Origin of the sequence: Rahnella rivi, from assembly GCF_019049655.1 — a bacterium.
GTDB lineage: Bacteria > Pseudomonadota > Gammaproteobacteria > Enterobacterales > Enterobacteriaceae > Rahnella > Rahnella rivi.
The window spans coordinates 232536-248998 of the sequence record NZ_JAFMOX010000065.1; the positions used below are offsets into that span (position 1 = coordinate 232536).

A 16463-nucleotide genomic window follows, 5' to 3' on the forward strand; every position below is an offset into this window, starting at 1 on the left:
AAGAGAAGGGATTAACAGGCTGATAAATAAACATAAAGTCGTCTTTATTATCAGCCTGAATGGCTTATTCTTTGTCGTTCTTAGTCTTTTCAATCGACGTCAGGATGCCGCGCAGGATGTTTAATTCCTGAGATTCGGGGCGCGCACGGGTGAATAATCGACGTAATTTACTCATCACCTGCCCCGGATGTGCCTGGCGAATAAAGCCAGTTTCCAGCAGCGTATGTTCCAGATGCTGATAGAAACGCTCGAGGTCATCTACCAGCGGATACGGTGACTCTTCGTATTCCACCTGCGGTTTGGCGGCTTCCAGCAAGGCGAGGTGCGCGACGCGAACTTCATAGGCAATAATCTGCACGGCCATGGCCAGATTCAGTGAGCTGTATTCCGGATTCGCCGGGATGCAGACATGGTAATTACACTTTTGCAGTTCTTCGTTGGTCAGCCCCACGCGCTCACGGCCAAACACCAGTGCGACCGGTGCGGTTTGTGCCGCAGCCGCGCTGTGCTCGCCGCATTCACGCGGATCCAGCATCGGCCACGGCAGCGTACGCGAACGCGCACTGGTGCCGATCACCAGACTGCAACCCGCCAGGGCTTCGTCCAGCGTATCAACGATCCTGGCGTTACCGATCACGTCACTGGCACCGGCAGACAACGAGATGGCCTGAGAGTCAGGTTTCACCAGCGGATTCACCAGATAAAGGCTGGATAATCCCATGGTTTTCATGGCACGGGCGGTAGAGCCCATATTGCCGGTGTGGGAGGTTTCAACTAATACAATACGGATATTGGGCAGCATACAAACTCTGAGCGTGGCGGAAAATCACAACAGCCTATCACAACGGTAGTTAATTTTCAGAACCCCTGCTATACTGCGCGCCGTTTCCCGTATTCCCGTTCTTTAACATCCTAGTTGGAAGATATCCATGCATCCGATGCTCACCATCGCCGTGCGCGCTGCGCGCAAGGCCGGTAACCTGATTGCCAAACATTACGAAACGCCAGATTCTGTAGAAGCGACTCAAAAAGGTACCAATGATTTTGTTACCAATGTAGACCGCGAAGCAGAACACATGATTATCGACGTCATTCGCAAATCCTATCCAAAACACACCATCATCAGTGAAGAGTGTGGCGAGCTGGAAGGCGAAGACAAAGATGTACAATGGATTATCGACCCGCTGGATGGCACCACCAACTTCGTTAAACGCTTCCCACATTTCGCTGTTTCTATCGCCGTGCGCATCAAAGGCCGCACTGAAGTTGCGGTAGTTTACGATCCAATGCGTAACGAACTGTTCACCGCGACCCGTGGTCAGGGCGCACAGCTGAACGGTTACCGTCTGCGCGGCACTAACGCGAAAGATCTCGACGGCACCATTCTGGCGACCGGCTTCCCGTTCAAAGCAAAACAACACGCAAACAGCTACATCAATGTGATTGGCAAACTGTTCACTGAGTGCGCAGATTTCCGTCGCACCGGTTCTGCTGCGCTGGATCTGGCGTATGTGGCCGCTGGTCGCGTTGACGGTTTCTTTGAAATTGCCCTGAAGCCTTGGGATTTCGCCGGTGGCGAACTGCTGGTGCGTGAATCAGGCGGCGTGGTCACTGACTTCGTTGGCGGACACAACCATTACTCTTCTGGCAACATCGTTGCCGGTAACCCGCGCGTTGTTAAAGGTATTCTCAATACCATGCGTGAAGAACTGAGCGAAGCGCTGAAGCGTTAATTCCGCTGCCGGTCAGTTAAAAAAAACGGACGTCCCATCGGGCGTCCGTTTTTTTATGCCTGCCGTTTACCCCCTGAAGGGACCACCGGTTATCGGGGAGACATCGCCGCCACCGGAGCTGTAGAGCAACATACCCGCCACCAGCAGCACAATCCCGCCGGTCAGCGCCAGCAGCGACCAGGTGATCCGCTGCCAGGCCGCAGGCGTCCGGGTGGCGCTCAGTTTTACGGCCAGCGCACGGCTGTAAAACACCAGCACGCCGATAAGCGATACGGTCAGGGACGTTCCGACAGCCATGGTGATCGCCGAGATCACGCCCCAGCTGTAAACACCGATGACTTTCGCGAACAGCAACACCATGATCGCGCCGGAACAGGGCCGCAGTCCCATCGCCAGTACAATGGCCACCTGCGTGCGTAAATCTCCGCCGGCCTGAAGCTGCTGATCGCTGGGGACGTGCTGATGCCCGCAACCGCAATGCTCATCATGAATGTGCGCTTCGTTTCCCAGCGGCGAAAGACGGCGGATGTGCATCGCCGGTGCCGGGCGCAAACTTTTAATCGTCTGCCACACGCGTTTTAGTGCGCGCCAGCAGAGCAAAAGACCCAGCAGCATCACCAGAATAAAGCTCCCCCGCTCCATCCAGAAACTGCTCTGATGCAGCTGACGTGAAGAGAGTTGCAGCACGCCAAGCACTACGCTGACCAGCAAAATTGCCACCAGCCCCTGCACGATCGCCGACGCAAAAGTCAGTTTCAGGCTGCTTTTCAGCCGTGAGGGGTGCGTCGCCAGATAAGTGGTGATGACGATTTTCCCATGCCCCGGTCCGATGGCGTGGATCACCCCGTAAACAAGGCTGAAGCCTGCCAGCGTCATGCCCGACTGCATCGGATTTTCTTTCACCTGACGCAGCAGACCGGCCAGTTCCTGATGCAGTTCCCGCTGCCAGATAATGCTGCTCAGCAAAATACGCGGCCAGTAGTGCATCAGCAGCACACCGCCGCCCGCCAGCAAAATGAGGAAAATGGCCAGCGGCCAGAGATCACGCCATGAGAGAGTTTTCGACGGCGTTGAGATTAATGACATTCCAGCGTGACCTTTTGTGCAAATTGCTGCCCGAGATCCATATCTTCCGGCGGGGCATCGGCCTTATCGAGAGACAGCGCGTAGTTTTGCAGTGAAGCATCCGGTTTCGGTGTAAACAGCGCCAGCGTGCAGCGCTTTTCAAGCGACGGCGGCAGACGCAGCGCAGCGTTGTCTTTATAGGTCATATCGACAAAGTACGAGGGATCGAACGTTGAAAACTCCATAGGTTTGCCCTCCAGCAGTTGCGGTTTTGCCAGCGGCAGAACGAATTCCAGCACCGCCTGATCGCCCTTGCGGGAAAGCTGATATTCGCTGGGTAAATCCAGATATTTCACCGGTTTTCCTTCACGATAGAAATTGGTGAAATAGTGCTGGCTGAGCACCCGCGCCATCACTTCGGCGGCGAGTTTCTTCCAGATATCGGACCCCGGTTTAGCGTTCTGCGCGTCATACAGCAAATCTGCTGAGGTGATTTCATCCATCGTCCAGACCATTTTCAGCCCGGTCAGCGAGGTTTCATTCGCCACCAGCGTCGTCTGCATATCGATAAAACTGTGCGGGTGCGCCAGCACCGTTGCGGGCAGGCAGAACAGCGCAGTGCCCAGCCATTTGGCATAACGGGAGAAAGGCCGGTTCCGGGCCTGGTGTAACGTCATTTCCATATCAGGCGCCATTATATTGTTACTAAGTAACAGTATTTTGCTGTGCATTTAGGCGGTCGTCAAAAATATCTGTGATCTGAGTTGTAAGCCGGAGTAAAACCCGCCAGCCATGCCCTGCCGCGGGCAGGCGGTTTGCTATGCTTGACTAATAATTTCATGTGGCACCATTACAGAAGGTGATATGACTCTGGAAACACAACCCACTCCTGCGCTTTCCGCTTCGCAACGTCGCTGCCACGTGTTGCTGATGCTGTACGCGCCGCTGACGGCTGTGCAACTGGAAATCATCAGTGAAATCAACCGTGTTGATCTGCGCACCACCTGGGACGATCTGGCAGAAGTGACCTGCGAAATTCAGCGGATCCATCATCTGGATGTCATGCAATACAGTGAAAAAGAGTGCCGCATTGAAGGCGATACGCTTGCCCAGCGCTTATGTTTGTTTCACGGTTTGCGCCGTACATTACGTATTTCCCCCGATTTCGTGCCCCGCTATTTTCTTCCCTGGTTACACATTGCTTTCGAAAGTCAGCCCTGCCCGAAGGCGGCGCTAAGGACTGACATTCTGGGAATGATGATTGAAGACTGCTCCTCGCTGCTGCCAAAAGGGCTGAGCGAGCACGACGGCAAGCTGATGCGCATCTGCCTTCAATATTGTTTATGGCAGAACGGCGCATGGAAAAACGCCCCCTCCTCCGGACTGCGTTTCACCGAACAACAGCGCCGGTGGTTGCGTGAGAAAGCCGAATACACGGCAGCGCGCGAGCTGTTTATGCAGCTGCAAACGCTGAGTAACGGTCTGCTGGATGACGGTGAGTGCGAATTTTTCACGCTGATGTTGCGGATGTTGAAAACTCACAGTTATCAGAGCTCAGGCTCTACCGAAGACCAGCGTTTACTGCTGCACATCGAAAGTCTGGTGGGGCGTTTTCAGGAAGTCGCCGGCATGAAATTCAGCAGCTACGAAGGGCTGGTTGGTCAGCTGTTCGCGCATCTCGGCCCGGCGATCGAACGCTGTCATTTCGGCATTGGTATCGACAATTTAATGCAGGAAGAAGTGAACCGCATGTATCCGCGCCTGGTGCGGACAACGCGCGAAGCGCTGGAAGGCTTTGAGCACGAATATCTGATCCAGCTTTCCGAAGATGAAATCGGGCTGGTGGCGATCACGTTCGGCGCATGGCTGATGCAGGGAAATGCCTTGCAGGAAAAACAAATTCTGCTGCTGACCCACGACAATCCGCAGCTGGAAGAAGCGGTTGAGCAGCAAATCCGTGAAGCAACGCTGCTGCCGCTGAACATCAAATATCAGACGCTGACGGATTTCTACAAATTTGGTGCGCCGAGCGGCGTGGCGATGATTGTCACCCCCTACGCCACCCGCAGCACCGATGCCGATCCGCTGGTGATCCACACCCAACTGCCACTGGCGAAAGAGCAGCGAAAACGTATCCGCTCGCTGCTCGAAGCGCCTTAGCGCGTTGCCGGTGCTGACGGCGCGACCTGCGGACGCAGGAAAATCGCCGGTACCGCCAGCAGTGCCATCACCCAGAACAGGCCCGCGTGGAGATGTTCGAACAGGAAGCCGGACACCATGGTCATCACCGCCACGCCGCCCCCCATCGCCAGTGCGGAATACACCGATTGCAGGCGAATGACCTGATCACGCGGACGCGCCGCGATAAAGCGCATGCCCGCCAGATGACACACCGTGAAGGTGCCGCAGTGCAAGATCTGAACCACGATAAGCCACGGCAGCGCGGTGAACGCCCCCATCATTGCCCAGCGCACCACGCCACAGACGGCGGAAAGCAGCAGTAAATCACGCGCCGACCAGCGGCTGAACAGCTGTTTGCTGAAGGTAAAGACCAGCACTTCCGCCACCACCCCCAGCGACCAGAGATAACCAATGGTCGTGGAAGAATACCCGACATCCTGCCAGTAAATGGCGCTGAAACCGTAGTACGCCGCATGAGCGCCCTGCAACAGCGTGACGCACAGCAGGAAGCGCCACACCGGCTTTTCGCCCAGCAACGCTTTCCAGGAGATGGTCGGTGCACCGCTTTGACGCGGTTCGCCCACCGGTTTCACACTCGGACGCAGCAACATTCCCAGCAGCATGGCCGCCACACCTGCGGTCAGTGTGTAGAGGATCGCGTTATGACCGTACACTTCAACCAGCTTGCCGGTCAGCGCTGAACCAATCACAAACGCAATGGAACCCCAGACGCGTACCTTGCCGTAATCCATATTGATCTGACGTTGCAGTGTGCCCGCCATCGCATCGGTCAGCGGTACCAGCGGGCCAAAGAACAGACTGAAACCGGCGATGTTGATCATCAGCCACGCCCAGCCATTGCCAAACCAGAAGCCAACCGCGAACGCCAGCGTAAGCAGCGCCAGAATGCGCAGCCCGGTGACCAGATGAGAGGGATCTTTAATTGAGGGGGAGATGATCAGCGTGCCAAGGAATCGCGCCACTAACCCGGCGCCGAGCAGCAGGCCAATATTTTCGGATGAAATGCCCTCGCCCTTGAGCCACAAACCCCAGAAGGGAAGAAAAATACCGTAACTGAAAAAATAGGTGAAATAACTGAGTGCCAGCCAGCGTGTGGAACGCAATTCCATAGATCCTCCGGTGTGAGGCCAATACTTTGACAGAGCTCACAATCGCTAGCAATCCGCAAACCTCTTCATCACAAAAGAATGTCTGCCAGCTCACAAATTCTGATTCATAGGTATAAAAAAACCCGCCGGAGCGGGTTTTAGCAGCTTTACGGCTTCACGAATATTACGCGTAAACCGGGAAGCGTGCGCAGATATCAAGGACTTTGTTTTTCACGCGTTCGATAGTGGCTTCGTCGTTCACGTTGTCCAGCACGTCACAGATCCAGCCAGCCAGTTCACGCGCTTCAGCTTCTTTAAAGCCGCGACGGGTAATTGCCGGAGTACCGATACGCACGCCAGAAGTCACAAACGGGCTCTTCGGATCGTTAGGTACGCTGTTTTTGTTCACGGTGATGTTAGCGCGACCCAGTGCAGCATCGGCTTCTTTACCGGTCAGGTTTTTCTCAACCAGATCCATCAGGAACAGGTGATTGTGCGTGCCGCCGGACACCACTTTATAGCCGCGTTCCAGAACCACAGCCACCATCGCCTGGGCATTTTTAGCCACTTGCTGCTGGTAAACTTTAAACTCAGGTTCCATCGCTTCTTTCAGTGCGACCGCTTTACCGGCAATCACGTGCATCAGCGGGCCGCCCTGGCCACCAGGGAATACTGCGGAGTTCAGTTTTTTGTAGAACTCTTCGTCGCCGCCTTTCGCCAGAATCAGACCGCCGCGTGGGCCAGCCAGCGTTTTGTGCGTGGTGGTGGTGACGATGTGCGCGTGTGGAACCGGGTTAGGGTAAACGCCCGCCGCAATCAGACCGGCAACGTGTGCCATATCAACGAAGAAGTATGCGCCCACGCTGTCTGCGATTTCACGCATTTTTGCCCAGTCAACGATACCGGAGAAGGCTGAGAAGCCGCCGATGATCATTTTTGGTTTGTGCAGTTCGGCCTGACGTTTTACGTCGTCATAATCGATGTCGCCGCTTTCGTCGATACCGTAAGGCACCACGTTGTACAGTTTACCGGACAGGTTAACCGGTGAACCGTGAGTCAGGTGACCGCCATGGCCGAGGTTCATCCCCAGAATGGTGTCGCCCGGTTGCAGCAGTGCGGTATACACCGCGAAGTTTGCCTGTGAGCCGGAATGTGGCTGAACGTTGGCGAAATCTGCACCGAACAATTCTTTTGCACGGTCGATAGCCAGTTGTTCAACGATGTCGACGTACTCACAACCACCGTAATAACGTTTGCCCGGGTAGCCTTCGGCATATTTGTTGGTCAGTTGCGAACCCTGAGCCTGCATGACACGCGGGCTGGTGTAGTTTTCTGACGCAATCAGCTCGATATGTTCTTCCTGACGAACAACTTCTTTTTCCATTGCTGCCCACAGCTCAGCATCATAATCGGCAATGTTCATTTCACGCTTTAACATCCGCATCTCCTGACTCAACAAACTAAAATAAACGCCCCTCGGGGTTCTGCGCCACAGTGTAAATGTTTAAGCGGCCTTCGGATAGGGTCAGTTTAAGGTTTTTAGGCAAACGATTGGCTCCAGATACAGCAAGGCTTTGATCTAAGAACTCCTGCCCGGAATCAAGGGATAAATATTCATCTGAACATGTCTATATTTCAGCTTTGTGACCTGGGCACCTGACGTAAAGCCCTTACCCCTTTAGTGGGTGTTTACAAAAATTGTGGGTTTATATAAGATGCATTTAAAATACATGTTTAATAAAATCGACGAAGACACGGAGTTCACTATGCTTGATTCAGCCACTATCGCGACCGTTAAATCCACTATTCCATTACTGGCGGCAACCGGCCCGAAACTGACCGCACACTTCTACGACCGCATGTTCGAACACAATCCCGAACTCAAAGACATCTTCAATATGAGTAACCAGCGCAACGGCGATCAGCGTCAGGCGCTGTTTGATGCCATCTGCGCTTACGCAGCCAATATCGAAAATCTGGCGGCGCTGCTGCCCGCGGTGGAACGCATCGCGCAAAAACACACCAGTTTCACCATTCAGCCTGAGCAATACAACATTGTCGGCGCACACCTGCTGGCAACGCTGGATGAAATGTTCAGTCCGGGTCAGGAAGTGCTGGATGCCTGGGGCAAAGCCTATGGCGTGCTGGCGAACGTGTTTATCAACCGTGAAGCGGAGATTTATCAGGACAGCGCAGAAAAAACCGGTGGCTGGCGCGGCACGCGTGAATTCCGCATCGCCGAAAAACAGCCGCAGAGCGAACTGATCACGTCCTTCCTGCTCGAACCTGTCGATGGCAAACTGGTCGCTGACTTTCAGCCGGGGCAGTATCTGGCGGTGTATATCCGCGACGCGTCACTGGAAAATCAGGAAATCCGTCAGTATTCCCTGACGCAGGCACCGAACGGCAAAACCTACCGGATTGCGGTGAAACGTGAAGGGGAAGGCGCCGTGTCTAACTTCCTGCATAATTTTGCGCTGCCGGGCGACATCATCCATCTGGCGGCCCCGCACGGCGATTTCTTTATGGATATCAGCGATACCACGCCGGTTGCGCTGATTTCTGCCGGTGTCGGTCAGACGCCGATGTTAGGCATGCTCAATACGCTGGCAGCGCGCGGACATCACGCGCCGGTGCAGTGGCTGCACGCGGCTGAAAACGGTGCGGTACATGCGTTTGCCTCAGAGGTAAAAGACGCACAGAAAAACCTGTCGCAGCTGGAAAGCCACGTCTGGTATAACCAGCCACAGGCGAATGATTTACCGGGTGAGGATTATCAGTATGAAGGGCTGATGAATCTGAGCAGCGTCAGTACACAGCTGAGCGATCCGGCGATGCATTTCTACCTGTGCGGCCCGGTCGGGTTTATGCAGTTTGCGGCGAAACAGTTGCTGGCGTTGAACATCCGTGAAGCCAACATTCATTACGAATGCTTTGGCCCGCATAAAGTGATTTAAAGCAGAAAGACCAGAAATGCAAAAAGGCTGATGAAATATCAGCCTTTTTCGTTTTTTCGCCGCAACCGGGAATTAAATGGCTTCTTCGTCCTGCTCGCCGGTACGGATACGCACGACGCGCGCCACGTCGAACACAAAGATTTTACCGTCGCCGATTTTACCGGTCTGCGCAGTGGTCATGATGGTTTCCACGCAGGTATCCACGATGTCATCCGCCACGACAATTTCTATTTTTACTTTTGGCAGGAAATCGACCATGTATTCCGCACCACGGTACAGCTCGGTGTGACCTTTCTGACGGCCAAACCCTTTCACTTCGGTCACGGTCATCCCGGTAATCCCGACTTCTGCCAGCGCTTCACGGACGTCGTCGAGTTTGAATGGCTTGATAATCGCATCAATCTTTTTCATGGCGGACCCTTATAATCATTCGTTTGCTCTCCGCCTTCCTGAGCGGCAGCATGGTTCACAGTCTGGCTTCGGGTGCGCGCGGCACGCGAAGGCGCTAAAGGTATCATAGTTCAGCGGCAGGAATGTACCTCAAGCCTCTGAAAGTAAATTCCCGTTACTCTTTAAAATCGGTGGCTTCCAGCTCGTGGCGGGACAGCAACTTATAAAACTCGGTGCGGTTACGTCCGGCAATGCGTGCCGCCTGAGTGACGTTGCCTTTCGTGATTTGCAAAAGCTTACGCAGATAATTCAGTTCGAACTGGTTACGCGCATCCGCAAAGGTGGGCAGCGCGGTGTTCTCACCTTCCAGTGCCTGCCGGACCAGCGCTTCACTGATCACCGGCGCCGAGGTCAGCGCCACGCATTGTTCGATCACGTTGACCAGCTGACGCACATTGCCCGGCCAACTGGCCGCCATCAGGCCTTTGAGCGCATCGGTGGAAAAACTGCGCACAAAAGGTTTGTGCCGCAGTGCAGAAATGCGCAGCAAATGGTTGGCGAGCAGCGGGATATCCTCCGCCCTTTCACTCAGCGTCGGTAATTTCAGCCCCACAACGTTCAGCCGGTAGAACAAGTCTTCGCGAAACTCGCCCTTCTCCATCGCTTTCGGCAAATCCCGGTGCGTGGCGGAAATGATCCGCACATCCACGTCAATATCGTGATTACTGCCGAGCGGACGCACTTTGCGTTCCTGCAACACGCGCAGCAATTTCACCTGCAATGACAACGGCATGTCGCCGATTTCATCGAGAAATAATGTCCCGCCGGTGGCAGCCTGGAATAACCCTTCACGGCTGCTGACCGCGCCGGTAAAGGCCCCTTTGGCATGACCAAACAGTTCTGATTCCAGCAACTGCTCCGGCAGCGCGCCACAGTTTATGGCAATAAAGGCTTTCTTAGCGCGCGGGCTGGCACCATGGATAGCCTGCGCCAGCACTTCTTTACCGGTGCCGCTCTGGCCGTTGATCAGCACACTGACGTCAGACTGCGCGACCATATTGGCCTGCTCGAGCAGACGCAGCATGATCGGGCTGCGCGTGACGATTGCCTCGCGCCAGCTTTCGTCAACCGACGGGCTGGACTGCGCCAGCGCTTCATCAATGGCTTTATACAACGCATCGCGGTCAACCGGTTTGGTCAGGAATCCAAAGACACCCTGCTGAGTGGCGGCGACCGCATCGGGGATCGAGCCGTGCGCGGTGAGAATGATCACCGGCATACCCGGCTGAAATTTTTGGATCTCGGCGAACAGCGCCATGCCGTCCATTTCATCCATGCGTAAATCGCTCAGCACCAGATCAATACGTTCACGGTGCAGGACGCGCAGCGCCTCAGCTCCGCTTTCCGCGGTGGTGACACGAAAACCTTCGCTGGTCAGGCGCATCCCCAGCAGTTTTAACAGGCTGGGATCGTCATCAACCAGCAATAAACTGGCGGCTTTGCGTAGCGTCATTTTGCGTTCAGCCCTTTTGGCGGCGTGTAGGTTTCAGCCGGTTTGACAGAGGAGTCAGCGTTAGATTTTGCCGGTGTGGCAGGATCGTTATCCGGTAAATCACCCTGAATTTGTTTGCGCGAGGAGAGCTGACGTTCGATATCGGTCAGGTTCTCCAGTTTACGGCGCGTATCCGCCAGGCTGTCTTCCAGCACCTGCTGCTGAGCGGTCATCGCCTGAAGTTTTTCCTGGCCGACCGCCTGCTGGCGAAGATTGCGGGCTTTTTCATCCCCCAGCGTCACCTGCAGATTCTGGCGCTCACGCCACAACTGCACCAGCGGACGGATCGAGCCAGGCATCTGCCCGCGATACTGGCTGACTTTATTTAATAACGCGCGGCGCTGGGTTTGATCCGGATCGGCACCGGATAACAGAATGCTTTGTTTGAAGACCTGATCCCAGCGGGTGGCGGGGATCTGCTGCGCCTGAAAACGCGCCTGCGCATCATTCATGCGATCGGCACAATCCATCGCACGCAGCCAGTAAAGGGAATTGGTCAGCGCATCATCATCGTCCAGCGCCCACAGGGTTTCACAGGGCGCAATACGAAAATCGGTGACTTTACTCTCCGGAACGATCTGATCGGAGACTTGCTGATAATAGCGGTTATCGGTGGTATGCGGCACACAGCCCATCAGCACCAGCGGCGCGCCGAGTAAAAATATCCGGCGGCTCAGCACGCTGCGCACGCGCGCAGCGGCACATTTCAACAGTGAGGTTAATGCGCTCATAGGGCGCACCAGCCAGCAAATATCATCATTATTAATTCTTCTCAGCCGTCAGGGGCAATTCGATACGGAAACAGACGTCCGCATCCTCAACGGCAACCAGTTGCAGCTCTCCATGCATGCGGCGAATACAGTCCTGAGCAATGCTTAATCCCAGACCGCTGCCTTTTACAGCCCCTTTTCTCTGCTGGCTACCCTGATAAAAAGGTTCAAAAATCATCGCACGTTCGGCATCGGGGATCGGCGCGCCGGAGTTCGCCACTTCGATAATCACCCGCCCTTCTCCCGGCCTGCTGCGGACCCAAATAGTACCGGATTCAGCCCCGTAGTGCACCGCATTGGAGTAGAGATTATCCAGCACGCGACGCAGCAACGTCGGCTCAGCCAGACACTGTGGCGCATCGATGTGGACTTCGCTGCGAATTTTCTTCGCACGCGCAGGAAGAGAGTTTGCCGCGACCACGTCGGCCACCAGCGCATTAAGATCAACCGCCACGCTGAGCGTCGGTGCATCGGCCAGTTTACGGTTGTAATCGAGCAGTTGTTCGATCAACGTCTGCAAATGGCGGCTGCTGTTATTGAGGATCGCCACCACTTCTTTTTGATCCGGCGTTAAAGGCCCGGCGACTTCATCGGCCAGCAGTTCGGTGCCTTCGCGCATACTGGCGAGCGGCGTTTTCAGCTCATGAGAAATGTGGCGGAGGAATTCATGACGCTGCGACTCCAGCCAGGCCAGACGCTCGCTCAGCCAGACGATCCGTTGTACCAGTGACCGGATTTCCCGCGGGCCTTTGAAGCGTGTGACATCCCCCAGATTTCGCCCCTCACCCAGCCGGTTGATCATGCGCTCAACGCCCTTAACCGGTCCGATGATCATGCGGGTAAACAGCAGCACCAGTGCACCGCTAAGCAGGAACAGAACCAGCGCCTGCCAGCCGAAAAACTGGCCACGTTCGGCGATAGCCCGCTGCAACTGCTGGCCGCGTGAAAAGACCACTTCACGGGTGGCCTGAACCATTTCGGCATTCGTGCGGGAGAAGTTTTCCAGGCGTGCAGAAGAGTCGGCATCCGGGGCGTTATTGTGGCAGGTCAGCGTAGTGAGCTGGGTCAGTAAAGTACGCAGCGTCTGGTAATAACGTAAATCCGGCAGCACCGAAGCATGGGCATCCAGCATCTGGGAATATTGTTTATGTTGATTCTGATAAAGGCGGGAAAGAGTGGGATCGTCGAGGACGCAATACTGGCGGTAACTGCGCTCCATCTCCAGCGCGATGCTGGACATCGCTTCGCTGCGGCGGGCGTCGCTCAGCGTGGTGCGGTTAATGCGGGCCGCCTGACGGCTGAGCTGATCGAGGCTGTCATAGGCCTGATAGGCCAGCACCAGTAAAGGCAGCAGCACCAGCAGGAAAGCCATCAATACCAGCTGACGTAACGAGCCGGGGAATAAACGTCCTCTTTTCAACGCATTCATCTCATTTTCAACAGATGACGCCATGCTAGCTGACAACGGTTTGAACAGCCAGTGCGACAGCAAAGCAACAGGGGGTTTAGCGCGAAAGGGGTGAAACAGGAAGTTTTCAGAGGGAGGTATTGCTGAACGCCTTTTGCAGGCGTTCAGCAAACCGGAAGAGGTGGTGCCTCACTCAACGTGTCGTTCGATGCTTGATAACGTGCTTGCGCAACGATTATCGGTCTGGTGAACGATAGGCACCGTTTCTTTGGCGTCATTCGGGCATTATGAGCATATCAACGCTTTCGCGTGAGCCAATCATAATCAGGTGAATGAGCAACTGACAGGATACTAGCACAATGCATGCCAACATTAAAATAACATTTTTATAGCATTGAATAGGCTACGTTTTATTTTTTCAGCACGTGATTTACGCGGGGCAAAGCCCGAATAAGCCGTTGAAAAAACAGTCACAGTGTCGCCATTGCCCAACAAAAACCTGCCTGATAATTAAATCACTTTAAAAACAGCAGTATAAATGTCGTTAAATGACGACAGGCCTTTACCGGTTTGTCGTCATTTTATGACACAGACGCATTAATGATTGAAAGCAGCCCGCTTGTTCAGTTGTTTATGGCTGTACATCGCCTGATCGGAGTCCGCCAGCAGGCTGTGAACGGAGTCATGTTTATGCGGGTTATATTCGATCTGCCCGACGCTGAATTTAATGTTGTATCCGCGCTGTTCCTGAAGATTCCATCCGACCACGGCTTCGTGCAGTCGATGCATGATTTCAGTGGCTTCGAGATGGCTGACGTTGGTGAGCAGCGCGACAAACTCATCCCCGCCGAGCCGCCCCACCACGTCCGTTTCGCGCAATAATCCGCTGAGAATGCCGGCGAAAACGGTCAGCGCGCGGTCACCTTCGGCGTGCCCGAATTTATCGTTAATCTCTTTAAAATCATTCAAATCGAAGAAGAGCATCGTGGCGGGTAATCCCAGACGCTGACAGGCATTCAGCGTTTGCTGCGCCTGCGCTTCGAAGCCGCGACGATTAGCCACCAGCGTCAGTTCATCCATGGTCGCCATCTGCAGCGCCCCGATTTCCTGCTCGGCCATTCTGGCTAAATCGCGCAGCAACTGACGCTCATCGGCGTCCATATCGCGCGGCTTGACGTCAATCAGGCACAAGGTGCCGAGTGAACTGCCGTTGGGTACCACCAGCGGGCAACCGGCAGACTAAGAGAAGTCCGTAAAGTCAGTCTTGCGGGCAAATGGGGTGAAAAATAACACGCAATATCCGATTAATGCTCACTAAAACCGAGCGAATTTGGGACCGGCACCGGCTGTTCGCAGTCTATCGGATTATCGGCTTTCGCCGGATCGCACTGGGTGGCCTGCTGCGGAATAAAGATATGATCCAGAATCGCACGCGCCGTCGGCCCGGCAATCACGCCATCGCCGCCGCCGTTTTCAAGGATCAGCGCCATCACCACGGACGGATGTTTGTACGGAGCAAAAGCGGTGTAGAAGATATGATCACGCAACCGTACCGGCGTCATTTTGGCGTTATAGGTCTGGTTCTCACGCAGGCTGAACACCTGAGATGTCCCGGATTTCGCCGCTATCTGATAAGGCGCGGTATGGAAAAGTTTGTAGCCGGTGCCGTTTGGCAGATTCGCCATGCCGAACATACCGTTTTTGACGATCCCCCAGATCGGAGATTTCGGATCGGCAATTTGCTGCGTCGGCGGCATCTTATACGGCGTAATCACTTTGCCACTTTTTGACGAATACAGCAGATGCGGCGTCTCCAGCTTACCGTTATTCACCAGCGCACTTAATGCACGCACCATCTGAATAGGCGTCGCCACCCAGTAGCCCTGCCCGATGCCCACAGAAACCGTATCGCCCTGATACCAGCCCTTCTTGTGCACCTTCAATTTCCATTCACGGCTTGGCAGCACGCCGTTGTACTGCTCATCCAGATCTATGCCGGTGGATTTACCGTAACCGAATTTACTCAGCCAGGTATGAATACGGTCGATCCCCATTTCAAACGCCACCTGATAGAAGAAGGTATCCGCTGATTCCTCGATAGCTTTGGTGACGTTGAGCATCCCGTGGCCGGTTTTCAGCCAGTCACGGTAATGGCGCTGGGTACCCGGCAGCGTCCAGGTCGGCGCACCGAAGAAGGTGGTCTGCGGGGTGATCACGCCTTCAAACAGCGCCGAGGTCGCCATGAAAGGTTTTACCGTCGAGGCCGGTGGATAAAGCCCCTGGGTCACGCGGTTAATCAGCGGCAGATCGGGGTTTTTCAGCAGTGCACTGTATTGTTTGCTGGAGATGCCGTTCACGAACGGATTCGGATCGTAACTCGGGCTGGATACCATCGCCTTAATCCCGCCGTCACGCGGATCCATTACCACCACCGCCGCCCGCTGGCCTTTCAGCACTTTCTCGATGTATTGCTGCAAGTCGAGATCTAACGTCAGGTAGATATTTTGCCCGGCCTGTGGCGGCACTTCTTTCAGCAAACGCACCACATGCCCGTGGTTATCCACTTCCACTTCCTGATAACCGGTACGGCCATGCAAAATATTTTCATAATACTTTTCAACGCCCTGCTTACCAATATCATGATCTGCGGCGTAGTTTTCTGACAAGCCTTCGGCGTCGAGGCGTTTTTCATCTTTATCATTAATTTTCGACACATACCCGACCACGTGTGCCAGTTCGGCGCCATACGGATAGCGGCGCTGCTGATAGGTGCTGATCGAGACGCCGGGAAATTTGAACTGGTTGACGGAGAAGCGGGCGACTTCGATATCGGTCAGCGCCAGTTTTAGCGGGATTTGTGCAAAGCGACGCCCGTGGATCATCGCATCATGAAAGCTGTCGAGATCGTCCTGCGTCAGATCGACAATCGGCTTAAGCGCGTTCAGCGTGGCCTGTAAATCCGGGACTTTTCCGGGGATCATCTGCAACTGATATAACGTGATATTTTGCGCCAGGATGACGCCATTGCGATCCATGATAAGCCCGCGGCTTGGCGCGATCGGCAACATTTTAATGTCATTCTGATTCGATCGGGTCTGGTAAAAATCGTGCATCCCCACCTGTAAATGATACAGATTCAGCACCAGAACGGCGGACAACAGAAACACGACCATAAAAGCAATCACGGCGCGGCGGACGAAAAGGACGGACTCGGCGGTGTGGTCGCGAATTTCGTCGTTAAGTAAGGCCATAAGCGGGCAAATACCTTTATTGTCTGCTTCTTAAAGCGGGCGAAATG

At 54.6% G+C, this 16463-nt stretch carries 14 protein-coding genes; 3 read left to right on the forward strand and 11 right to left on the reverse strand.

Annotation, left to right across the window (positions count from 1 at the left end; all coding sequences use genetic code 11):
- Positions 1-64: 64 nt before the first annotated feature.
- The gene (gene trmJ, locus J1779_RS20360) at positions 65-802 is read right to left on the reverse strand and encodes a tRNA (cytosine(32)/uridine(32)-2'-O)-methyltransferase TrmJ (protein ID WP_056781309.1); all 738 of its coding nucleotides are present in this window, start codon (positions 800-802) and stop codon (positions 65-67) included.
- A gap of 127 nt (positions 803-929) precedes the next feature.
- Here trmJ and suhB point away from each other — a divergent pair, with 127 nt between their 5' ends.
- On the forward strand, positions 930-1733 hold the full coding sequence (gene suhB / locus J1779_RS20365; protein WP_056781311.1) for an inositol-1-monophosphatase: 804 nt from the start codon (positions 930-932) through the stop codon (positions 1731-1733).
- Between the two features lie 66 nt (positions 1734-1799).
- Here suhB and J1779_RS20370 read toward each other — a convergent pair whose 3' ends face one another.
- Both J1779_RS20370 and J1779_RS20375 read right to left on the reverse strand, forming a co-directional pair.
- On the reverse strand, positions 1800-2819 hold the full coding sequence (locus J1779_RS20370) for a nickel/cobalt transporter (protein ID WP_217204626.1): 1020 nt from the start codon (positions 2817-2819) through the stop codon (positions 1800-1802).
- Positions 2810-3361, reverse strand: coding sequence for a DUF1007 family protein (locus tag J1779_RS20375; RefSeq protein ID WP_235533492.1), 552 nt, complete (start codon positions 3359-3361; stop codon positions 2810-2812). Before J1779_RS20375 ends, J1779_RS20370 begins: the two co-directional genes overlap by 10 nt.
- 301 nt (positions 3362-3662) lie before the next feature.
- Between J1779_RS20375 and csiE the strand changes: the two genes are divergently transcribed.
- Positions 3663-4958 (forward strand): stationary phase inducible protein CsiE, encoded by a 1296-nt coding sequence (gene csiE / locus J1779_RS20380; RefSeq protein WP_056781317.1) that lies wholly within the window; start codon positions 3663-3665, stop codon positions 4956-4958.
- Here the strand turns inward: csiE and J1779_RS20385 are convergent.
- Both J1779_RS20385 and glyA read right to left on the reverse strand, forming a co-directional pair.
- Positions 4955-6109, reverse strand: coding sequence for a 3-phenylpropionate MFS transporter (locus J1779_RS20385; RefSeq protein ID WP_056781322.1), 1155 nt, complete (start codon positions 6107-6109; stop codon positions 4955-4957). The genes csiE and J1779_RS20385 overlap by 4 nt on opposite strands.
- Before the next feature lie 163 nt (positions 6110-6272).
- Positions 6273-7526: a serine hydroxymethyltransferase gene (gene glyA, locus J1779_RS20390; RefSeq protein WP_056781325.1), complete on the reverse strand. Its 1254-nt coding sequence runs from the start codon at positions 7524-7526 to the stop codon at positions 6273-6275.
- Between the two features lie 277 nt (positions 7527-7803).
- Between glyA and hmpA the strand changes: the two genes are divergently transcribed.
- Positions 7804-9045, forward strand: coding sequence for an NO-inducible flavohemoprotein (gene hmpA / locus J1779_RS20395; protein ID WP_217204627.1), 1242 nt, complete (start codon positions 7804-7806; stop codon positions 9043-9045).
- Positions 9046-9117: 72 nt separating this feature from the next.
- Here the strand turns inward: hmpA and glnB are convergent, their stop codons facing one another.
- From glnB to mrdA, 6 genes are all read right to left on the reverse strand, one after another.
- Positions 9118-9456: a nitrogen regulatory protein P-II gene (gene glnB, locus J1779_RS20400; RefSeq protein WP_013574351.1), complete on the reverse strand. Its 339-nt coding sequence runs from the start codon at positions 9454-9456 to the stop codon at positions 9118-9120.
- 154 nt (positions 9457-9610) lie between these two features.
- On the reverse strand, positions 9611-10948 hold the full coding sequence (glrR, locus tag J1779_RS20405; protein WP_056781328.1) for a two-component system response regulator GlrR: 1338 nt from the start codon (positions 10946-10948) through the stop codon (positions 9611-9613).
- A complete protein-coding gene (qseG, locus tag J1779_RS20410) occupies positions 10945-11718 on the reverse strand; it encodes a two-component system QseEF-associated lipoprotein QseG (RefSeq protein WP_056781331.1) in 774 nt (257 codons plus the stop codon). The genes glrR and qseG overlap by 4 nt, the downstream gene beginning before the upstream one ends.
- 31 nt (positions 11719-11749) lie before the next feature.
- A complete protein-coding gene (locus J1779_RS20415; protein WP_056781659.1) occupies positions 11750-13186 on the reverse strand; it encodes a sensor histidine kinase in 1437 nt (478 codons plus the stop codon).
- A gap of 576 nt (positions 13187-13762) precedes the next feature.
- Positions 13763-14386 (reverse strand): GGDEF domain-containing protein, encoded by a 624-nt coding sequence (locus J1779_RS20420; RefSeq protein WP_056781332.1) that lies wholly within the window; start codon positions 14384-14386, stop codon positions 13763-13765.
- Positions 14387-14469: 83 nt separating this feature from the next.
- A complete protein-coding gene (gene mrdA / locus J1779_RS20425) occupies positions 14470-16416 on the reverse strand; it encodes a penicillin-binding protein 2 (RefSeq protein ID WP_136375088.1) in 1947 nt (648 codons plus the stop codon).
- Positions 16417-16463 lie beyond the last annotated feature (47 nt).

Bases quoted from the DNA above. Each gene is read 5' to 3' on its own strand.
- trmJ (WP_056781309.1), bottom strand. From the start codon at position 802: ATGCTGCCCAATATCCGTATTGTATTAGTTGAAACCTCCCACACCGGC.
- suhB (WP_056781311.1), top strand. From the start codon at position 930: ATGCATCCGATGCTCACCATCGCCGTGCGCGCTGCGCGCAAGGCCGGT.
- J1779_RS20370 (WP_217204626.1), bottom strand. From the start codon at position 2,819: ATGTCATTAATCTCAACGCCGTCGAAAACTCTCTCATGGCGTGATCTC.
- J1779_RS20375 (WP_235533492.1), bottom strand. From the start codon at position 3,361: ATGCAGACGACGCTGGTGGCGAATGAAACCTCGCTGACCGGGCTGAAA.
- csiE (WP_056781317.1), top strand. From the start codon at position 3,663: ATGACTCTGGAAACACAACCCACTCCTGCGCTTTCCGCTTCGCAACGT.
- J1779_RS20385 (WP_056781322.1), bottom strand. From the start codon at position 6,109: ATGGAATTGCGTTCCACACGCTGGCTGGCACTCAGTTATTTCACCTAT.
- glyA (WP_056781325.1), bottom strand. From the start codon at position 7,526: ATGTTAAAGCGTGAAATGAACATTGCCGATTATGATGCTGAGCTGTGG.
- hmpA (WP_217204627.1), top strand. From the start codon at position 7,804: ATGCATTTAAAATACATGTTTAATAAAATCGACGAAGACACGGAGTTC.
- glnB (WP_013574351.1), bottom strand. From the start codon at position 9,456: ATGAAAAAGATTGATGCGATTATCAAGCCATTCAAACTCGACGACGTC.
- glrR (WP_056781328.1), bottom strand. From the start codon at position 10,948: ATGACGCTACGCAAAGCCGCCAGTTTATTGCTGGTTGATGACGATCCC.
- qseG (WP_056781331.1), bottom strand. From the start codon at position 11,718: ATGAGCGCATTAACCTCACTGTTGAAATGTGCCGCTGCGCGCGTGCGC.
- J1779_RS20415 (WP_056781659.1), bottom strand. From the start codon at position 13,186: ATGAATGCGTTGAAAAGAGGACGTTTATTCCCCGGCTCGTTACGTCAG.
- mrdA (WP_136375088.1), bottom strand. From the start codon at position 16,416: ATGGCCTTACTTAACGACGAAATTCGCGACCACACCGCCGAGTCCGTC.